This window comes from Candidatus Symbiopectobacterium sp. NZEC127 (assembly GCF_025962675.1).
Taxonomy (GTDB): Bacteria; Pseudomonadota; Gammaproteobacteria; order Enterobacterales; family Enterobacteriaceae; genus Symbiopectobacterium.
In genome coordinates, this window is sequence record NZ_JAGFPG010000007.1 from 144,549 (window position 1) to 163,553 (window position 19,005).

Annotated in this window: 13 protein-coding genes; 10 read left to right on the forward strand and 3 right to left on the reverse strand. The window is 55.7% G+C overall.

From position 1 onward, the window contains the following. Nucleotides 1-30 precede the first annotated feature (30 nt). Together malP and malQ are read left to right on the forward strand one after the other, a co-directional pair. A complete protein-coding gene (gene malP, locus J5069_RS20680; RefSeq protein ID WP_264645625.1) occupies nucleotides 31-2,439 on the forward strand; it encodes a maltodextrin phosphorylase in 2,409 nt (802 codons plus the stop codon). A gap of 10 nt (nucleotides 2,440-2,449) precedes the next feature. Further along, on the forward strand, nucleotides 2,450-4,555 hold the full coding sequence (malQ, locus tag J5069_RS20685; RefSeq protein WP_264645626.1) for a 4-alpha-glucanotransferase: 2,106 nt from the start codon (nucleotides 2,450-2,452) through the stop codon (nucleotides 4,553-4,555). A gap of 64 nt (nucleotides 4,556-4,619) precedes the next feature. On the opposite strand, the gene nfuA is transcribed toward malQ, so the two are convergent. Beyond that, the gene (gene nfuA, locus J5069_RS20690) at nucleotides 4,620-5,195 is read right to left on the reverse strand and encodes a Fe-S biogenesis protein NfuA (RefSeq protein ID WP_222158810.1); all 576 of its coding nucleotides are present in this window, start codon (nucleotides 5,193-5,195) and stop codon (nucleotides 4,620-4,622) included. A 231-nt stretch (nucleotides 5,196-5,426) separates the two neighbouring features. Beyond that, a complete protein-coding gene (gntX, locus tag J5069_RS20695; protein WP_264645627.1) occupies nucleotides 5,427-6,125 on the reverse strand; it encodes a DNA utilization protein GntX in 699 nt (232 codons plus the stop codon). 46 nt (nucleotides 6,126-6,171) lie between these two features. Between gntX and bioH the strand changes: the two genes are divergently transcribed. The 8 genes from bioH to J5069_RS20735 all read left to right on the forward strand — a co-directional run bounded on the left by bioH (nucleotide 6,172) and on the right by J5069_RS20735 (nucleotide 16,462). Beyond that, on the forward strand, nucleotides 6,172-6,939 hold the full coding sequence (gene bioH, locus J5069_RS20700; RefSeq protein ID WP_264645628.1) for a pimeloyl-ACP methyl ester esterase BioH: 768 nt from the start codon (nucleotides 6,172-6,174) through the stop codon (nucleotides 6,937-6,939). Between the two features lie 287 nt (nucleotides 6,940-7,226). Further along, nucleotides 7,227-10,337, forward strand: coding sequence for a multidrug efflux RND transporter permease AcrD (acrD, locus tag J5069_RS20705; RefSeq protein ID WP_264645629.1), 3,111 nt, complete (start codon nucleotides 7,227-7,229; stop codon nucleotides 10,335-10,337). Between the two features lie 163 nt (nucleotides 10,338-10,500). Further along, a complete protein-coding gene (locus J5069_RS20710; RefSeq protein WP_264645630.1) occupies nucleotides 10,501-12,246 on the forward strand; it encodes an alkaline phosphatase in 1,746 nt (581 codons plus the stop codon). Between the two features lie 9 nt (nucleotides 12,247-12,255). Further along, a complete protein-coding gene (locus tag J5069_RS20715) occupies nucleotides 12,256-12,744 on the forward strand; it encodes a hypothetical protein (RefSeq protein ID WP_264645631.1) in 489 nt (162 codons plus the stop codon). An 8-nt stretch (nucleotides 12,745-12,752) separates the two neighbouring features. Further along, nucleotides 12,753-13,442 carry an ABC transporter ATP-binding protein gene (locus J5069_RS20720; protein ID WP_264645632.1) on the forward strand — a complete coding sequence of 230 codons (690 nt, stop codon included), beginning with the start codon at nucleotides 12,753-12,755 and terminating at the stop codon, nucleotides 13,440-13,442. Beyond that, nucleotides 13,439-14,728 (forward strand): FtsX-like permease family protein, encoded by a 1,290-nt coding sequence (locus J5069_RS20725; RefSeq protein ID WP_264645633.1) that lies wholly within the window; start codon nucleotides 13,439-13,441, stop codon nucleotides 14,726-14,728. The genes J5069_RS20720 and J5069_RS20725 overlap by 4 nt, the downstream gene beginning before the upstream one ends. A 371-nt stretch (nucleotides 14,729-15,099) precedes the next feature. Continuing rightward, nucleotides 15,100-16,020 (forward strand): omptin family outer membrane protease, encoded by a 921-nt coding sequence (locus tag J5069_RS20730; protein ID WP_264645634.1) that lies wholly within the window; start codon nucleotides 15,100-15,102, stop codon nucleotides 16,018-16,020. Nucleotides 16,021-16,234: 214 nt separating this feature from the next. Beyond that, nucleotides 16,235-16,462, forward strand: coding sequence for a YdgH/BhsA/McbA-like domain containing protein (locus tag J5069_RS20735; RefSeq protein WP_264625087.1), 228 nt, complete (start codon nucleotides 16,235-16,237; stop codon nucleotides 16,460-16,462). A gap of 182 nt (nucleotides 16,463-16,644) precedes the next feature. Here J5069_RS20735 and J5069_RS20740 read toward each other — a convergent pair whose 3' ends face one another. After that, a complete protein-coding gene (locus J5069_RS20740; protein WP_264645635.1) occupies nucleotides 16,645-18,969 on the reverse strand; it encodes a Tex family protein in 2,325 nt (774 codons plus the stop codon). Nucleotides 18,970-19,005 lie beyond the last annotated feature (36 nt).

The following is a 19,005-nucleotide window of genomic DNA, read 5'->3' on the forward strand; positions in this document are numbered from 1 at the left end:
TTTTCTGATTGATAACAGGGGAGAGGCACGATGGGAACGCTGTCATTCAACCACACGCTGTTTATTGCTGCATTGCACCGCCAACGACAACACTATGGCGTGGCGGCGCTGACCAGCCTCAGCGCGCAGCAGCAGTGGCATGTCGTCAGTACTGCGCTGGCGGAGCAGCTTGCCGCGCACCCGATAACCCCTCCCGATTCGCCGCCAGGCCGTCATATTAACTACCTCTCCATGGAATTTTTACCGGGTCGCCTCACGGGCAACAACCTGATTAATCTGGGATGGCACACTGCCGTGGCAGACGTGCTGGCAGAGCAGGGGCTTAGCCTCAGCGATGTGCTGGAAGGTGAGACTGACCCGGCATTGGGTAACGGGGGATTAGGGCGTCTGGCGTCCTGTTTTCTGGATGCGATGGCGACGGTGGGGCAACCGGCTATAGGTTACGGGCTGGACTATCAGTACGGCCTGTTCCGCCAACGTTTCGAAGCGTGCCAGCAGCATGAGTATCCTGATGACTGGCGGCGCGATGCGTATCCCTGGGGTCGCCCACAGCCGGAGCTTGGCGTGCAGGTCGGTTTCGGTGGCGTTATCGAATCGCGCGATGGAGAGGCAGAAAAATGGCTGCCCGCCTTTTATTTTCGCGGCGAGGCGCGTGATGTGCCGGTGCTGGGCTATGAAAACGGCGTGGTGCAGGTGTTGCGGCTCTGGCACTCTACGGCGGAAACCCCTTTCGATCTCACGGCGTTCAACGCCGGGCGCTATCTGGACGCGGAGCGCGCCGGTGTGTCGGCGGCGAGCCTGACGAAAGTGCTGTACCCGAATGACAACCACGCCGCCGGTCGGCGTCTGCGCCTGATGCAGCAATATTTTCAGTGTGCCTGCGCCGTCGCGGACATTGTGCGGCGACACCTTCAGGCAGGGCGGGCGTTGTCAGCGCTGCCGGAGTGGGAGGTGATTCAACTTAACGACACGCACCCGACGCTGGCTATCCCTGAATTGTTGCGCGTGTTGTTGGACGAACATCATCTGGGTTGGGACGAGGCGTGGGACATTACCCGGCGCATGTTTGCCTATACCAACCATACGTTGATGCCAGAAGCGCTCGAGCGCTGGCATGATGGCCTGTTCCGTCGCTTGCTGCCGCGCCACTTTGATCTGATCAACATCATTGATACGCATTTCAAAGCGCAGGTGGAGCAGCAGTGGGGCGCTCAGGCGCGGCATATCTGGCCGCGTGTCGCCATCCGCTATCAGCATCAGGTGCGCATGGCAAACCTGTGCGTGGTGGTCTGCTTTGCCGTTAACGGGGTGGCAGCACTGCATTCACGTCTGGTCGTGAGCGATCTGTTTCCTGAATATCACCAACTGTGGCCGCAAAAATTTCATAACGTGACCAACGGCATTACGCCACGCCGCTGGCTAAAGCAGTGCAACCCGGCGCTGTCGGCACTGTTGGATGAAACGGTTGGAACCGCCTGGACCACAGATTTACCCGCCTTGCGCGCGCTCGAGCCTTACGCCGATGACAGCGCGTTTCGGGCGCGTTACCGCGCCATCAAGCAGCAAAATAAAGAAAATCTGACCAACTGGGTAGGTCAGAATCTGGGGGTGAAACTGGACCCTCACGCCCTGTTTGACGTGCAGATCAAACGCTTGCATGAATACAAACGCCAGCACCTGAATTTGCTCCATATTCTTTCACTTTACCGCCAATTGCGTGATAACCCGCATCTGGATATAGTTCCGCGCGTCTTTGTCTTTGGGGCTAAGGCCGCACCGGGATATGTGCTGGCAAAAAATATTATCTACGCCATTAATAGCGTAGCGGAGATGATTAATCGGGATAAGCATGTCAGAGATCGTTTGCGTATACTGTTTATTCCAGATTATCGTGTGTCGCTGGCGGAACGGATCATTCCCGCTGCCGATGTATCGGAGCAAATCTCCACCGCCGGGAAAGAGGCCTCTGGCACCGGGAACATGAAGCTGGCGTTAAACGGTGCGCTGACAGTGGGGACGCTGGACGGTGCCAATGTGGAAATGGCGCAGGAAGTCGGGGAAGAAAACCTGTTTATTTTCGGGCATACGGTGGATGAGGTTAAAAGCCTGCTGGCGCAGGGCTACGATCCGCGTGTGGTGCTTAAGCAGGTGCCGCAGTTGGCCCTTTTGCTGGATGAACTGGGCAGCGGTGCGTTTAGCCACGGCGACAAAACGGCGTTTGCGCCGTTACTGGAAAGTCTGCTGGACAAGGGCGATCCCTATCTGCTGCTGGCCGATTTCGCGCCCTATTGTCAGACGCAGCAGCGTGTGGATGCGCTGTATCGTGATACGGAGGAATGGACGCGACGGTGTGTGCTGAATACCGCGCGAATGGGTTTTTTCAGTGCCGATCGGGCGATTCATGATTATCAGACGCGCATTTGGCACGCGCGCTGTTGAGGGAAGGAAGATGTCATTCAAGGTAGATAACCTGAAGTTCGCTCCTGTCGGCGTTGCCGATACCTACACTGATGCATACGGTAAAACGCATCTTGTCGATGTTGCAGTGAAAACGCAACTGCTGAGCATGATGGCGACGAGCGGTTGCGAAAATGCACCGCTGCCTTCGGTCCGGGTTTTTCGTCAGGGCAAGGCGGCGCTGATTCCCCTGTCAGGCGACGGCGAGTTTGGTTGGACGCTGATGTATGAAAACGGGGGTCAGGTTCAGGGCAACATTACGGGCGGTAGCGAACTGCTGCTGCCGGATGCCTTACCGCTGGGCTATCACGAACTGATTTTGATGCGCGGTGAACAGCGTTGGACCTGCCGCGTGATTGTCGCGCCGCAGCGCGGCTATGAGCCGGAGCCCTTGAACCAGGGCAAGCGCTGGTGGGGCGTTAACGTGCAGCTTTATACGCTACGCTCGCAGGATAACTGGGGGATTGGCGATTTCGGCGATCTGCGCCAACTGGTGGAGCAAGTCGCGCGGCGCGGTGGTGCCTTTATCGGCGTAAATCCTCTGCATGCCCTTTACCCTGCCGACCCCGAGGCTGCCAGCCCTTACAGCCCCTCTTCCCGTCACTGGTTGAATATCATTTATATCAATGTGAACCGTATTGATGATTTTCAGCAGAGCAAAGAGGCGCAAGCCTGGTGGCGGCAGGATGACACGCAGCGTCAGTTAGCGACACTGCGCGCAGGACGTTGGGTCGACTACAGCGGCGTGATGGCGCAAAAACTGGCCGCGCTGCGGCTGGCATATGACTTTTTCAAGACGCGCAGCGTGCTCGATCCGCGCGTCAGTGCGTTTCGTCAATTTGTGGTCAGCGGCGGGCAAAGCCTGCAACGGCAAGCCACCTTTGATGCGTTGCAAACCTGGCTTAAGCGTCAGGGCGAAAATTATGGCGATTGGCAGCAGTGGCCAAAGCGTTATCACGACGTGCATGGCGACACGGTGAAAGCGTTTTGTCAGGAAAATGAGCACGATATTGCGTTTTACTGCTGGCTGCAATGGATGGCTAACGAGCAACTGGCAGAGTGTTTCGCGCACAGTAAACAGCTTGGCATGCCTATTGGCCTATACCGGGACATGGCCGTGGGGGTGGCGCAGGGTGGGGCAGAAACCTGGGATGAGCGTCGACTCTACTGTCTGGACGCCGCCATCGGTGCACCGCCCGACCCGCTAGGGCCGCAGGGGCAAAACTGGTCGCTGCCACCGATGAACCCACACGTGATGCAGGCGCAGGGGTATCAGCCGTTTATCGATGTGCTGCGCAGCAACATGGCGCACTGTGGCGCATTGCGTATCGACCATGTGATGGGGCTGCTGCGCCTGTGGTGGATACCCAAAGCCGAACCCGCCACGCGCGGTGCCTATGTACACTATCCGCTGGATGATTTACTGGCGGTGCTGGCGCTGGAGAGCCAACGCCAGCGCTGTATGGTCGTGGGGGAAGATCTGGGGACGGTGCCGGCCGAGATTGTGGATAAACTGCGCGATAGCGGCGTTTACTCTTACAAGGTGCTGTTTTTTGAACAGGATGAGCACCATCACTTTCGCGCTCCGCTCGATTACCCGCGCCAGTCAATGGCGACCATCACCACGCACGATCTGCCCACATTGCGCGGCTTTTGGCAAAACGTCGATCTGTCATTGGGCAAAGAGCTGGGTCTCTATCCTGATGAACGCGCGTTGCAGCAGCAGATTGAACAGCGCGATAGCGCCAAGCAGGGGCTGCTCGATGCGTTGCATCAGTATCAGCTGTTACCGCAGCGCGTCGGGCGCAATGCGGCGTTAACCGCGATGGGGACGCAACTGAGTCGCGGCGTGCAGCGTTATCTGGCGGACAGTCGCAGTGCGCTGCTGGGGTTGCAACTCGAGGATTGGCTGGATATGGCGACACCGGTCAATATTCCCGGCACCACGCGTGAATACCCCAACTGGCGGCGCAAGCTGAGCAGAACGGTGACGTCTATTTTCAGCGATCGCCATCTGGAACGCTTGATTCGCGATCTCGATCTGCGGCGTGGTCTGGCGTTGCCACCGGAAGCGGCGAGTGAAACCCGTAAGAATTGATGGATTGGCTGACGAGCACTCCCCACACTGGCGTGGGGAGTCGGGCGATAGGATTATCGTGCGATCAATAGTAAGAATGTTCGCCGCGCTGGTGTTCTGTCAAATCGCGCACGCCTTTCAGCTCAGGGAACTTCTCTAACAGCTCTTTCTCGATGCCCTCTTTCAGCGTGTAATCGACCATTGAACAGCCGTTGCAACCGCCGCCGAATTGCAGGATAGCCAAGCCATCATCGGTGATTTCCATCAGCGTTACGCGGCCGCCATGCCCGGCCAACTGGGGGTTGATCTGGGATTGCAGCACATACTCCACGCGTTCCATCAACGGCGCATTGTCACCCACTTTGCGCATTTTTGCGTTAGGGGCTTTCAGCGTCAATTGAGAGCCCAACTGATCGGTAACGAAGTCGATTTCAGCATCTTCCAGATAAGGCGCGCTCAGTTCATCCACGTAGGCGGAAAGCTTCTCGAACTTCAATTCAGTGTCGGAGGCTTCCACCGCATCCGGCGGACAATAGGAAACGCCACACTCAGCGTTAGGCGTGCCCGGATTGATAACGAAGACGCGAATTTGCGTGCCTTCTTCTTGTTTTACCAGCAGTTTGACAAAATGGTCTTGTGCAGAGTCGGTAATACGGATCATAGTGGATTAACTCAATAGTTGACTACGCTTATCGGTCATAATACGCCCATCGAGGCGTTAACTCCAATTCATTCACGGTAAATGCCATTTATACCCGTCATACTTCAAGCTGCAGGTGCGTTGGCTGCGTTCACTCACCCGAATCACTTACTCAAGTAAGCTCATCGGGATTCATTCACTTGCCGCCTTCCTGCAACTCGAATTATTTAGGGTATATGGCAACAAAGGCGTTCACGCATCGAGCAGCGTGCGGCACAGGCACCACACCTGAATATGCGCGGCACCCTGCACCTGTAATACGCGGCAGATCTCTGCCACCGTATTGCCAGTGGTCACCACGTCATCCACCAGCGCCACCCGAAGCCCAGAGAGGTCCAGGTTGCAGGCAAACGCATGCCGCAGGTTGTAGCGCCGCTCAGAGGCGCACAGGTGCTGTTGCAGAGGCGTATGGCGCACACGCGTGAGCGCATGAGGATGATAGCGGCAGCGCAGCCAGCGGGCCAGAGGTTGCGCCAGCAACTCGGTTTGATTAAAGCCGCGCCGCCAGCGCTGACGGCGGTGCAGTGGCACGGTGAGCAGCACATCGGGTTTCTCAACGCGTTGTGGCGCAAGGCGATATTCGCTGAGCCAACGCAGCAGCATCTGTCGCGCGAGCACTTGCCCAAGTTCGATGCGTCCGTGGAATTTAAACTGTTTCAATAGCGTGGTGAACGGAGGGCGGTAATCGGAGACAAAGGTCAGGCGGTGCCAGCGTGGCGGGCGATACAGGCAGCGACCGCACGGCACCGTGGCATTGCCGGACGGTAACCCGCAGCGCGGGCAGCACACCGGTGGAGCCGGAAGATGACGCTGACAATAGCAGCAAATACCGTGATGGTAATGATAAAGCGGTTGTTGGCATAGCCAGCAATTGGCACTGATGGTTAACATAGCGGCCTCGCAACAAAATTTCGAACGACTAGCAGGAAGATAATTGATGACCACGCTCTATTGGCACACCGAAGGGGAAGGGAAACGCGATCTTGTGTTGCTGCACGGATGGGGGCTGAACGCGCAGGTATGGCAGGGTATTGCAGTGCGACTGGCACCGCATTTTCGACTGCACTGTGTCGATCTCCCCGGTTATGGCCGTAGTGTGGGATATGGGGCGTTATCGCTTGCTGACATGGCCGATATCGTGCTGGCACAGGCACCCGAGCAGGCTGTCTGGCTGGGATGGTCGCTGGGCGGGTTGGTTGCCAGTCAGGCGGCACTCAGTGCGCCTGCGCGTGTCGGTGCGTTGATCACGGTTGCTTCCTCCCCGTGCTTCAGCGCCCAAGCGGAGTGGCCCGGTATTAAGCCTACGGTTTTGCAAGGTTTTCAGCAGCAGCTCAGCGAAGATTTTCAGCGCACCGTGGAGCGTTTTCTTGCGTTGCAAACCCTGGGCACCGGCAGCGCACGTCAGGATGCGCGTCTGCTAAAAAGTGTGGTATTGGAACAGCCGATGCCGAGCATTGAGGTGCTTGAGGGGGGCTTGGACATTTTGCGCCAAACCGACCTGCGTGAGGCGATGGCGTCGTTGGCGTTGCCGATGCTGCGTGTATACGGGGCGCTGGACGGACTGGTGCCGCGTAAGGTGGCGAGCCTGCTTGATGAGCGCTGGCCCGATACTGACTCGGTGGTGATGGCGCAGGCGGCACATGCACCGTTTATTTCCCACCCGGATGCCTTTGCCGAAACGGTTTGTGCGTTTGCTGGCGTCTAACGCGTTGTTGAGTAAAGGCACAAAAAAATGTGTCACCAACGTTAATTTACATATTCTCCTCATTTTCTCCACGATGTTGCGTGTGGTGACAGGGTAAAGTAGCGCGTCATACCCGTCATACTTCACGTTGCAGATGCGTTGGCTGCGCTCACTCACCCGAATCACTTACTTGAGTAAGCTCATCGGGACTCGTTCACTTGCCGCCTTCCTGCAACGCGAATTATTTAGGGTATATTAGGGAATTATATGCGCCACGTATAAAAATAGTCTGAAGGAGCGTTGTTTCGATGGCGAATTTTTTTATTGATCGCCCGATCTTTGCCTGGGTACTGGCCATCCTGCTGAGTCTGGGTGGCATGATGGCGATTGCCTCGTTGGCGGTTGAGCAATATCCCGATTTGGCACCGCCCAATGTGCGTATCAACGCTTCTTACCCGGGTGCTTCCGCGCAGACCATGGAAAACACCGTGACGCAGATTATCGAGCAAAGCATGACTGGGCTCGATCATCTGATGTACATGTCATCGCAAAGCAGCTCCGGCCAGTCACGCATTACCTTAAGCTTTGATGCGGGCACCGATCCGGATAACGCGCGTCAGCAGGTGCAGAACCAGTTGCAATCGGCGATGCGAAAACTGCCGCAGGATGTGCAGCAACAGGGGGTTACCGTCAACAAGACGGGGGACACCAATATCCTGATGATCGCGTTCGTCTCGACAGACGGCAGCATGGAGAAGCAGGATATCTCCGACTATGTCGCCAGTAACGTGCAGGAACCGCTCAGCCGCATCAACGGAGTGGGCAGCGTCGATATTTTCGGTTCGCAGTATGCCATGCGCATCTGGCTCGATCCGTCCAAACTCAAATCCTTTTCCCTGACGGCCAGCGATGTGGTGAGCGCCATTCAATCGCAAAACAGTCAGGTGTCAGTGGGTCAGGTAGGCGGTACGCCATCTGTAGATTATCAGTCACTAAATGCCACTGTAAACGCGCGCTCGCTGTTGCAAACCCCCGAGCAGTTCCGCGCCATTACCCTGCGTGTGAATCAGGATGGCTCCGCGGTGACGCTGGGCGACGTGGCGAAGATTGAACTGGGGGCAGAAAACTACGACTCGCTGAGCCGCTTCAACGGTCAGTCTGCCTCTGGCCTCGGCATCAAGTTGGCGTCCGGGGCCAATGAAATTGAAACCGATAAGCTGGTGCGTGCACGGTTGGCCGAACTGGCGCCGTTTTTCCCGCACGGGCTGGAAGCGAAAATCGCGTTCGAAACCTCTCCCTTTGTAAAAGCCTCAATTGAGGATGTGGTGAAAACGCTGCTGGAAGCGGTACTGCTGGTATTTTTGGTGATGTACCTGTTCTTGCAAAATTTCCGCGCTACGCTCATTCCCACTATCGCGGTCCCCGTGGTGTTGCTGGGTACGTTTGCCGTGCTTTATGCCTTCGGTTTTAGCCTCAATACGTTGACCATGTTCGCCATGGTGCTTGCCATCGGACTGTTGGTGGATGATGCCATTGTGGTGGTGGAAAACGTGGAGCGCGTGATGAGCGAGGAGGGGTTGAGCCCCAGAGCCGCCACGCGCAAATCGATGCAACAGGTGCAAAGTGCGCTGGTGGGAATTGCATTGGTGCTCTCTGCGGTGTTTGTACCGATGGCGTTTTTTGGCGGCACCACCGGTGCTATTTACCGCCAGTTCTCCATCACTATCGTCTCCGCCATGGTGCTGTCAGTGTTGGTGGCGTTGATTTTAACCCCAGCGCTGTGCGCCACGCTGCTGAAACCGCTGGCGAAAGGCGAACACCACGGCAAACGCGGCTTCTTTGGCTGGTTTAACCGTCAGTTTAATCGGCTCTCTGAACGCTACGAACACGGTGTTGGCAAGATAGTGGTCAAAAGTGGCCGCTGGTTTGTGCTCTACCTCGCGATTATTGGCGTGATGGCGTTCCTGTTCCGCACTTTGCCCACCTCGTTTTTGCCTCAGGAAGATCGCGGCGTCTTTATGACGCAGATCCAGCTACCGCCCGGCTCGACACAGCAGCAAACGCTGAAAGTGGTCGAGAAGGTGGAAGCTTATTACATGACGCAAGAAAAAGAGAACGTGGTATCGGTGTTTACCGCCGTCGGTAACGGCCCCGGCGGTAACGGCCAGAACGTGGCACAGCTGTTTGTTCGCCTGAAAGATTGGGATGAACGCCCCGGCGCGCAAAACAGTGCAGGAGCCATCGTTGAACGGGCAACGCGCGCCTTCCGCCGTATCAATGAGGCGCGGGTTTTCGCCAGTACACCACCGGCGATTTCCGGTTTGGGTAACGCATCCGGGTTTGATATGGAATTGCAGGATCGCGCTGGGCTGGGGCACGACGCCTTAATGGCGGCGCGTGACACGCTGCTGGCGCAGGCAGCGGGAGATGCGCGTTTGACCCGGGTTCGCCACAACGGTCTGGATGACAGTCCGCAGATGCAAATCACCATCGATCAGCGCAAAGCAGAATCGCTGGGAGTGTCCATCAGCAACATCAACAGTACGCTGAAGATTGGCTGGGGCTCCACTTACGTGAACGATTTTATCGATCGTGGACGGGTGAAAAAGGTGTATGTGCAGGCGGCTGCGCCCTACCGTATGCTGCCAGACGATCTTAACAAATGGTATGTGCGTAATGACAGCGGGGGCATGGTGCCGTTCTCCGCCTTTGCCCAAACCTCGTGGATGACCGGTTCGCCGCGTCTGGAACGTTATAACGGCTTCTCCGCGCTGGAGATCCTCGGTGAGTCAGCGCCCGGCGTCAGCACCGGTACTGCCATGGATGTGATGGAACAGCTGGTGGCTAAATTGCCGGAGGGTTTTGGGCTGGAGTGGACCGGCATGTCGCTGCAAGAGCGCATGACCGGGGCACAGGCTCCGGCACTCTATGCCATCTCCCTGCTGGTGGTGTTCCTGTGTCTGGCGGCGCTGTATGAAAGCTGGTCCGTGCCGTTCTCCGTGATGCTGGTGGTGCCGCTCGGCGTGTTGGGTGCATTGATCGCGACCTGGGCGCGCGGGCTGGAAAATGACGTTTATTTTCAGGTCGGCCTGCTGACAGTGATCGGGCTCTCAGCCAAAAATGCCATATTGATTGTAGAGTTTGCCAACGATCTGAACCACAAAGGCGTGGATATCGTCAAAGCCACGCTGGAAGCTTCCCGCCAACGCTTGCGCCCCATCCTGATGACGTCACTGGCCTTTGTTTTTGGTGTGTTGCCGATGGCAACCAGCACCGGTGCGGGCTCCGCCAGCCAGCACGCGGTGGGCACCGGCGTGATTGGCGGCATGGTGGCAGCTACCGTGCTGGCGATTTTCTTTGTTCCCCTGTTTTTCGTCGTAGTTCGACGCCGCTTCCCATTGAGAGAGAAAACGGAGTAGTGCTTATTGGTCTCTCTTTCCTTATCCCCGTGGGAGTCACGGGGATTTTTTTCCTGCCAACCACGTAATGAATAAACACCTCCATACCTGTCAACATTCATCAAACTGTAAACAAAGGTAACTAGGTTATGTCGTGATTATATTATCGCTCAAGGACATGACCATGAACGCTCGTTGGCTACTGCCGTTGCTTTTTGCTTCCACCCTGCCGGGGTTCGCGCAGGCTCAAGCGATTTACCCTATCGACCGCGCCACCATGCTGGCTGGCGGTAAGTTTGACTTTAAAGTCGAGTTTGATTCTGTAGTGAAACCCGCTGATGTTCGCATTCTGATTAACGGCAAGGATTACCAGCAGGTGCTGGGTAAATCCGCCACCTTTGTTGAGCGCGAAGACGGGCAGGATGTTTCTGCCGTATGGATCCGTGATGTGTTCCTGCCGCAGGCCGGTCAGTATCACGTGGAAGCACAGGCTAACGGCAAAACGGCGAAAGTGACCTGGGATGTCTACCCCAGCGCGGAAAAACGTAAAGCGAAGAACGTCATTCTGTTTATCGGTGATGGCCTCTCTGTGGCGCACCGCACCGGCGCACGCATCCTTTCCAAAGGCGTGACCGAAGGGAAAGCCGATGGTCGTCTGGCGATTGACGATCTGCAATACATGGCGTTTGCCGGTACTTCAAGTACTGACTCTATCGCGGCAGACAGCGCCAACACTATGAGCGCCTACATGACGGGTCACAAATCTGGCGTGAATGCGTTGGGTGTCTACGTGAGTCGCAGCAAGAATTCGCTGGAGCACCCGAAACAGGAAACGCTGGGCGAACTGATTACCCGTTCTTCCAAGATGTCGGTTGGCGTGGTCAGTGACGCCGAACTGGAAGATGCCACGCCAGCGGCGGTGGTGTCTCACACTCGTCGTCGCGCCGATAAAGCGGAAATCGTTGAGATGTTCTACAACGTGAAGCCAACGGTCATGCTGGGCGGTGGCTCTGCCTACTTCCTGCCGAAAAGCACGGCTGGCTCCAAACGTAAGGATGACACCAACTACGTTGAGAAATTCCAGCAAGCGGGCTATACGCTGGTGACTGACGCTGATGGGTTGAAGAAAAATGCTGAGCAGGCCACCAAACTGCTGGGGCTGTTCCACACCGGCAATATGGACGGTGTGCTGGATCGCCGTTTCCTGAAAAATGACGTGACCAAGAAATTCCCCAATCAGCCAGATCTGACCGACATGACGCAGGCGGCGCTGGATGTGCTGTCGAAAAACAAAGATGGCTTCTTCCTGATGGTGGAATCGGCGCTGATCGACAAAGCCTCTCACCCGTTGGATTGGGAACGCGCCTTTACCAACACCATCATGCTGGATCAGTCCGTGGCTATCGCCAAAAAATTTGCTGAGAAAAACCCGGATACGCTGATCATCGTGACCGGTGACCACACGCACGGCTTGTCAATTATCGGTACTATTGATGACAACAAGCCTGGTACCGAGATGCGTGAAAAAGTGGGCGTGTATGAAGATGCGGGCTTCCCGAACTACCAGGATGCCAACAAAGACGGCTATCCGGATGACATCAACGTTTCCAAACGGTTAGCGGTGTTCTTCAACAACTACCCGGATTACTACGAAACCTTCCGTCCGAAACTGGATAATCAGTTCGTTCCTGCCATCAAGAACGAAAAAGACCAGTATGTGGCGAACAAGGCCTATGAAAACGTCCCGGGTGCCGTGTTCCGTGAAGGCATTCTGCCGCGCTCTTCGGACACTGGCGTTCACGCCGTGGATGACATGGTGATTCAGGCCAGCGGCCCTGGCGGTGAGCGGATTCGCGGCTATATGGAAAACACCGAACTGTTCCGCGTGATTGTTGATGCGCTGGCGCTGAAACCACAAGCCACCAAGTAACGCGCTGTAATGAAGAGCCTTACTTTACGTCCGGCGGGGGAGACCCCGCCGTTGTTCTTCTCGGCGTTGTGGCGCATGGTCGGCGTCGGCGTGTTGATGCTCAGCCTGATCGGTACCGCGCGTGCCGCATTGCCCACACTCTCTTTTGATAAACTCTATGCCTCGTATGGCGTGCTGGGGTTGGAATTTTCCAATGAGGTAAAAAATCTCTCGGGAAAACGCGTCAAAATGCGCGGCTTCATGGCTCCACCGCTCAAGGCTGAATCTCAATTCTTTGTGTTGACCAAAATGCCGATGGCACTCTGCCCGTTCTGCTCTTCCGACGCCGACTGGCCGGAGGATATCGTGGTGGTCTACCTGTCAAAACGGCAAACCTTCGTACAGAACAACACCATTATCGACGTGGAAGGCGTGCTGGAGTTTGGCTCCTGGACGGATCCGGAAACCGGGTTTGTCAGCCTGTTGCGCCTGCGCGATGCCCGCTTTGATACGCCTTAGGAGCCGCTGTGGCTGATTTGCATATTGAAAACTTAACGATCTCTTTTCCTGATATGCCCAGCGCCGTGCTGGATATCGCCCACTTGCAGATTGCGGCGGGCAGTTGCGTGGCGGTAATGGGGCCATCAGGCTCGGGTAAAACCACGTTAGTGAATGCCATCACCGGCATGGACTGTGAGGGCACTGGCAGTGTGCGTTGGGGCGAGCAAGATATTCGCCAACTGTCAGAAGCCGAACGCGATTGTTGGCGCGCCCGTCATGTTGGTCTGATTATGCAGGATTTTCATTTGTTTCCCGGCCTTGATGCGCTGGAGAACGTGCTGCTGCCGGCACGCTTTCACCATTGGCGCTTGCCTGCGTCGCTGAAGGAACGGGGGAACATGTTGCTGGAGCGCGTGGGTGTGAACACCGGTAATCGCCCGATTGAAGTGCTGTCGCGCGGAGAGAAACAGCGTGTGGCGGTGGCTCGCGCGCTGTTAGCGACACCGGAAATCATCGTGGCCGATGAGCCTACGGCCAGTCTGGATGCACATAACGGCGAGCAGATCGCCGACCTGCTCGTCACGTTGGCCCGGGAACAGCGCAGCACGCTGATTGCCATTACGCATGACAAGCGGCTGGCCGCGTTGATGTCGCGCTGTATTCAGTTGGAAAAAGGACAACGTGTGACGGATAGCTATCAGGAGGTACAGGGATGATCCCATGGCGTTTGATTACCGCAGACTGGCGTCGGCTTTGGCCGGGCGTGGTGGTGGTGGTGATACTGATTGCATTGGCCACGGCGCTGAGTATTTCTGTGAGTTTACAGGAGCGCGCGTTGCGTATGGGCAGCGCCAAGGCGGCGGATCGTTTCGATCTGGTGATTGGTGCGCCGGGGAGCGAAACGCAACTGGTGCTCTCGTCAGTCTTTCTTCAGCCTTCTGCATTGACGCTGATTCCGGCGCAGGTGCTGGATGAGGTACAGAAAAATCCGCTGGTGGCCTGGGCGGCACCGGTGGCGTTTGGCGACTTCTATCAAGGCATGCCGATCGTGGGGACCAACGAAGCATTGGTGACCGATGGCGGGAAACGCCCATTGCAAGCCGGTCGGGTGTTTAACGATGGCTTTGAAGCCGTGGTGGGCGCGGGGACCGGACTGTCGATTGGCAGCACCTTTAGCCCGGTGCACGGCCAGGTCGGGGAAGAGGGAGCCCACGCTCATGCGGAAGTGCGCTATACCGTGGTTGGCGTGCTGCCCGCTGACGGCAGCGCCTGGGATAAAGCCATTCTGGTGCCGGTTAACGCCGTGTGGCGTGTGCACGGCATCCATGCACCGGGTGACCATGACGATGAGCACGAGCATCATGATGGCGAAGAGGGACATGAGCACGCTGAGGGCGATGCGCATGAACATCATGACGACGGTGAAGCGCATTCACAGGATGCGCAACAAGAGCATCATCATGAGGCTGGTGTGCCCGCCATTGTGGTAAAACCGCTCAGCATTGCGGGCGCTTACCAACTGCGCTCACTCTATCGCAGCACGGCAACGCAGGCAGTATTTCCGGGAGAGGTGCTGGTGAAGCTCTATTCCATCCTCGGTGATATTCGTGCGTTATTGATGTATATCTCCATTGGCACGCAAGGGTTGGTGGGGATGGCGGTGGCGCTGGTGGCGGTGATGCATTTACGTCAACGCCAGAAGCAAATCGGTGCCTTGCGCGCTTTCGGCGCGCCGCGCACCGGTATTTTCCTGCTGATCTGGAGCGGATTGATGTCACTGGTATTTGCCGGTGTGGCGATCGGTGTGGGGTTGGGCTATGTCGCTGCCCAGGCTGTGGCGATCATCATGAGTGAAAAGAGTGGCTTTGTATTGCCGATTGCGTTGGGTGAAGACGATCTGTGGTTCGTGCTGCTGCTGCTGGCAGTGGCTGCCGTGGTGCTGACGCTTCCGGCGGTGCTCTCCTATCGACAGTCTCCTGCGGCGGCATTGCGCGGGGAATAATGGATATATACCCTAAATACGTCGAGTTGCAGGACAAAACGTTTACGTTTTGAACAGCGCAAGCATCTGCAACGTGATGTATGACGGGTATAACATGGGGCCGCTTGGCCCCTTGTTATCACCTGACAATATGTTCTCTCTGCGATTACCAATGATTGAATAAGGTGATAATGCCTTGTTTTAGTAAATCATTTTCTGAATGCATTCCCTCTCATCTCACCGTTATATTCAGATTCGATTACAGACGTTAATATTTGGCACCTTCATGTTTATAAAATGACTCAGAAAAATGTGTTATCCCTATATTTTTCTGTTTTTGTGCGGGTTCTATTTCGATAAAAATCATTCACGCAATCATTAAGGAATTGTTCATGCAGCAACAATACGTAATTCTCTGCTGTGTTGCCGGGCTGATGACGATATTTTCCGCTCAGGCTGAAAACACCGTTACCTCCACCACCATAAGCGGGGCGTTGGGATGGTTAGAGGGAGAATCACACGAAAATGTTTACCTGGAAAATGGAGATAAACTCAGCCAATTGGATTGGAAAATAAAGCAAACGCCGATTATGACAATGGCGTTTAACTGGGATATATCCCCGTATTTAACATTGAATGCACGGGGTTGGACGACGCTCGCTGAGCGAAGCGCAAAAATGGATGACTATGATTGGCTCTATGACGATCAAACGCACTGGAGCGAATGGTCCCATCATCCCAACAGTCGCCTGAATCATGCTAATGCGTTTGATATGGAGGTTCAGAGTTGGGTTGTGAGTCAGCCCTATTACCGGCTGGGAGGGCTTGCCGGTTATCAACAGACGCATTTTAGCTGGACGGCGCTGGGGGGGTATTATCAGTACGATAACGGTGCAACGGTGGGGGCATTTGAACGGGACCGTAATCTGGGTGGCTACCGGCAACAATTTGATGCCCCGTATCTGGGTGTCACCGGGGTATTTCACTATCAGAATTTTGAGCTGAGTGCGCTCGCGAAATTCAGCCCTTGGGTTAAAGCGCGCGATAATGATGAGCACTATTTTCGCCAACTGACCTTTCGCGATGAAGGCAATTATGGGCGTTATTATTCCGTGTTGGTGGATATCGGCTATTATCTGACATCCAGTGCCAGGGTATTTACCGCGCTGAGTTGGAATAAATATGGTGAGAGCCGGGGAGGAACGCAAATTATTGATCAGGTTTCCGGAGGACAGGGATATATTGGCGGCCACGCTGCGGGTATTGCCAATGAGTATTACACGGTAATAGCAGGCCTGGCATATCGTTTTTAATAATCTCAGCGCGGTTTGTACCGTAACGGGACTGTCTTGCACCTCAGCATATGGCGTCAGGATAAAACATCTAAAACAGTGACAGTCTTTGTTCAAAAAAATTGACTTATCACAGCAAATCACTTAGCTATTCATTAGCGAGCAGTGGCGCTATTCTTCTCTCCATCGAAAGCACTTCGCTTTCTTCCTAACCACAGAGATAAGGATTAGCATCATGAAAACCATCAAAACTTTTGCAGCAGTATTGGCCCTGACTTCTCTCTCTTTCGGCACCTTCGCCGCAGAGCAAATCGGTACCGTTTCCGTGAGCGGCGCTAAAACACTGAGCGGTTTTGAATCACAAGTTGCTGCTAAAGCGCAGGCCGCAGGTGCATCTTCTTACCGTATCGTTTCTGCTACCGGCGACAACCAACTGCGCGGCACAGCGGTTCTGTATAAATAAGTGAAGTCGAGCAAACGTTACAAGGGGAGCCAATGGCTCCCTTTGCTTATACCCGTCATACTTCAAGTTACATGTGCGTTGGCTGCACTCATTCACCCGAATCACTTACTTGAGTAAGTTCATCGGGATTCATTCGCTTGCCGCCTTCCTGTAACTCGAATTATTTAGGGTATACAAAAAAGCTAACGTTTTTTAAAGGCGGCGGCCAGTGCATCGCTCATGGCGCTATTACCTGCTGAGCTCTGTTGCTGTTTTGCTCGCGGTGTAGGAGTAGCAGGACGAGACCCGGTGTTACGTTGACCACTGCTGGCGCTACGGCGTGACGCGGTGTCACCCGGTTGTTCATCGAGACGCATAGTGAGCGCGATACGCTTACGTTGCAGATCGACCTCCAGCACCTTGACCTTCACGATATCCCCGGCTTTCACCACCTTGTGCGGATCGTCGACATAGCGATCGGACAACGACGAGATGTGCACCAAACCATCCTGATGTACACCAATATCCACGAATGCGCCAAAGTTGGTGACGTTGGTTACTGCACCTTCGAGCACCATGCCCGGCAGCAGATCGTTGAGCGTTTCCACCCCCTCGGCGAAAGAGGCTGTTTTGAACTCCGGTCGCGGATCGCGTCCGGGCTTTTCCAGCTCTTTCACAATATCTGTTACCGTGGGTAGGCCGAAACGTGTGTCGGTGAAATCTACCGCCTTGAGTTTGCGCAACGCTGAAGTGTCACCCATCAGATCGCGCAGCGTCTGGCGTGTGGCTTCCAGAATGCGTTCGACCACCGGGTAGGCTTCCGGGTGAACGGTCGAGGCATCCAACGGGTTGTCGCCGTGGTTGATACGCAGGAAGCCAGCGCACTGTTCAAACGCTTTTGGCCCCAAACGGCTGACCTTGAGCAGCTGCTGACGATTGTCAAAGCGCCCGTTTTCATCACGCCAGTTGACGATATTCTGCGCCATCATTTTGCTAAGCCCGGCAACGCGCGTCAGTAGCGCCACCGACGCGGTATTCAGATCGACGCCCACGGCGTTAACACAATCTTCCACCACCGCATCGAGCTTTTTCGCCAGTTGCATCTGGCTCACATCGTGCTGGTATTGGCCGACACCGATGGATTTGGGATCGATCTTCACCAGCTCTGCCAGTGGGTCTTGCAGGCGACGCGCGATAGAAACCGCACCGCGCAGGGAAACATCCAGATTGGGGAATTCCAGCGCCGCCAGCTCCGATGCAGAATACACTGAAGCGCCCGCCTCACTGACGATCACCTTCTGAGCATTAATCGCCGGGAACTGTTTTTGCGTATCGAGGAAGAAACGTTCGGTTTCACGTGATGCGGTGCCGTTGCCGATCGCCACGAGTTCTACCTGATGTTTGACGCACAGCGCCGCAACGATAGGGGCCGCTTTGGCGGCCTGACCGGTATGCGGATAAATGGTATCGGTAGCAACCAGTTTGCCGGTGGCATCCACCACCGCCACTTTCACGCCCGTGCGCAGGCCCGGATCGAGCCCCATGGTGGCGCGCATTCCGGCAGGCGCAGCCATCAGCAGATCGTGGAGGTTGCGCGCAAACACATTGATGGCTTCCTCTTCGGCCTTTTCACGCACGGTGCCCATCAGCTCGGTTTCCAGATGCAACAGCACCTTGATACGCCAGGTCCAGTTGATCACGGCACGACGCCAATGGTCAGCAGGGGCGTTGTTGAGGTGCAAATTCAGGTGTGAAAGGATGATCTGTTCACCCTGACTTTCGCGCGGCGGTTCGTCAAACTGTGGGTCGGCGTTCAGGGCTAGTTGCAGCACCCCTTCATTGCGGCCGCGAAACATCGCCAGTGCACGGTGCGATGGCACGTTGGCGATCGGTTCTTGATGAGCAAAGTAGTCGCGGAACTTCGCGCCTTCATCCTCTTTACCCTCTACTACGCGAGCGACCAGATGGGCGTTTTTCCACAAATAGTCGCGCACCTTGGCTAGCAAGGCGGCATCTTCCGCGAAACGCTCCATCAGAATGTAGCGCGCACCGTCCAGTGCGGCTTTAACATCAGCAACGCCTTTGTCTTCGGCAACATAGGCCAGCGCCGCTGTTTCAGGCACCTGGCTTGGGTCTTGCCACAGGCTGTCGGCCAACGGCTCCAGCCCGGCCTCGATGGCGATTTGTCCGCGCGTACGGCGTTTCGGCTTGTACGGCAGATAGAGGTCTTCCAGCTCGGTCTTGCTCAGGGTGCCGTTAATCGCCAGGGCCAGCGGCGGCGTTAATTTTCCTTGCTCTTCGATCGATTTCAGAATGGTCTGACGCCGTTCTTCCAGCTCGCGCAAGTAACCGAGGCGGGTTTCCAACTGGCGCAGTTGGGTATCATCCAACCCGCCGGTGACTTCCTTACGGTAACGAGCAATGAACGGTACGGTGTTCCCTTCGTCCAGCAGGCGGACTGCGGCGTCGACCTGCTCCTTTCGCGCCTGCAATTCGCTGGCGATAATCTGGCTCAATGCATCATTCATAATCGGAATTCAATCATCATCATCAAGGGGTGAGTT

What these genes read in the sequence shown, in the direction of transcription:
- gntX (WP_264645627.1), bottom strand. Translation starts at nt 6,125, where the DNA reads ATGTTAACCATCAGTGCCAATTGCTGGCTATGCCAACAACCGCTTTAT.
- J5069_RS20735 (WP_264625087.1), top strand. Translation starts at nt 16,235, where the DNA reads ATGAAAACCATCAAAACTTTTGCAGCAGTATTGGCCCTGACTTCTCTC.
- J5069_RS20715 (WP_264645631.1), top strand. Translation starts at nt 12,256, where the DNA reads ATGAAGAGCCTTACTTTACGTCCGGCGGGGGAGACCCCGCCGTTGTTC.
- malP (WP_264645625.1), top strand. Translation starts at nt 31, where the DNA reads ATGGGAACGCTGTCATTCAACCACACGCTGTTTATTGCTGCATTGCAC.
- acrD (WP_264645629.1), top strand. Translation starts at nt 7,227, where the DNA reads ATGGCGAATTTTTTTATTGATCGCCCGATCTTTGCCTGGGTACTGGCC.
- J5069_RS20740 (WP_264645635.1), bottom strand. Translation starts at nt 18,969, where the DNA reads ATGAATGATGCATTGAGCCAGATTATCGCCAGCGAATTGCAGGCGCGA.
- J5069_RS20730 (WP_264645634.1), top strand. Translation starts at nt 15,100, where the DNA reads ATGCAGCAACAATACGTAATTCTCTGCTGTGTTGCCGGGCTGATGACG.
- bioH (WP_264645628.1), top strand. Translation starts at nt 6,172, where the DNA reads ATGACCACGCTCTATTGGCACACCGAAGGGGAAGGGAAACGCGATCTT.
- malQ (WP_264645626.1), top strand. Translation starts at nt 2,450, where the DNA reads ATGTCATTCAAGGTAGATAACCTGAAGTTCGCTCCTGTCGGCGTTGCC.
- J5069_RS20725 (WP_264645633.1), top strand. Translation starts at nt 13,439, where the DNA reads ATGATCCCATGGCGTTTGATTACCGCAGACTGGCGTCGGCTTTGGCCG.
- nfuA (WP_222158810.1), bottom strand. Translation starts at nt 5,195, where the DNA reads ATGATCCGTATTACCGACTCTGCACAAGACCATTTTGTCAAACTGCTG.
- J5069_RS20710 (WP_264645630.1), top strand. Translation starts at nt 10,501, where the DNA reads ATGAACGCTCGTTGGCTACTGCCGTTGCTTTTTGCTTCCACCCTGCCG.